Source organism: Streptomyces sp. NPDC047315, from assembly GCF_040643215.1.
Lineage (GTDB): Bacteria > Actinomycetota > Actinomycetes > Streptomycetales > Streptomycetaceae > Streptomyces.
In genome coordinates this window covers 1-1,043 of sequence record NZ_JBEYTZ010000126.1, presented here as the reverse complement: position 1 = coordinate 1,043, position 1,043 = coordinate 1, and the positions used below count along the sequence as shown (strand labels likewise).

Annotated in this window: 1 protein-coding gene; it reads right to left on the bottom strand. The window is 61.6% G+C overall.

Features of this window, described 5'->3' with window-relative positions; translation table 11 throughout:
• Window positions 1-1,043 (bottom strand): condensation domain-containing protein (locus tag ABZ842_RS38880; RefSeq protein WP_361548625.1); only part of this gene is annotated, 1,043 nt, incomplete at both ends.

The window sequence follows — 1,043 nt, the reverse complement described above, 5'->3', positions numbered from 1 at the left end:
TCCAGGGGGTAGTTTTCGAAGACGGTGGTGGTGTTGAAGAGTTGGGTGTGGTTGGTGGTGTTGTGGATGTGGGTGAGGGAGAGGTGTTGGTGGTCGAGGAGTTGGGTTTGTTGGTTTTGGAGTCGGGTGAGGTGTTGGGTGATGGTTTCGTTGGGGTGGATGTGGGTGTGGGTGGGGGTGGTGTTGATGAAGAGGCCGATCATGGTGTTGATGTGGGGTATTTCTGGGGGGCGTTCGGTGGTGGTGGTGCCGAAGGTGATGTTGTTGTTTCCGGTGTGGGTGTTGAGGAGGAGTGCCCAGGTTCCTTGGATGAGGGTGTTGAGGGTGAGTTGGTGGGTGCGGGTGTGGTGGGTGAGGGTTTGGGTGGTGTGGGGGGTGAGGTGGTGGGTGGTGTGTTGGGGGGTGGTGTGGGTGGGGTTGGTTGGGGGGTTGGGTTGGGTGAGGTGGGTGGGGGTGGTGTTGTGGAGGTGGTTGGTCCAGGTGGTGGTGGCGGTGGTGTGGTCTTGTTGGTGGAGCCAGGTGAGGTAGTGCTTGTAGGGGGTGGTTGGGGGGAGTGGTGGGTTGGTGGGGTGGTGGTAGTGGGTGAGGAGTTCGTGGATGAGGATGGGCATGGACCATCCGTCGAGGAGGATGTGGTGGAGGGTGAGGGCGAGGGTGTGGTGGTGGGGGGTGTGGTGGATGAGGGTGTAGCGGAGGAGGGGTGGGTTGGTCATGGTGAAGCGTTGGGTGCGGGTGTGGTGGAGGATGTTTGCTGTTTGGGTTTGTTGTTGGGTGGGGTTGAGGTGGGTGAGGTTGTGTTCGTGCCAGGGGAGTTGGTAGTGGGTGGGGATGATTTGGATGGGTTGGCCGTTGGGTCGGGTGAGGAAGCAGGCGGTGAGGTGGGGGTGGCGGCCCAGGAGGGTGTGGGCTGCGGTGTGGAGGCGGTTGGTGTCGAGGGGGCCTTCGAGTTGTAGGGCGATTTGGACGACGTAGACGTCGGGGGTGTCCTGGTCGTCGTACAGGGCGTGGAAGAGCAGGCCCTCTTGCAACGGCGCCAACGGCAA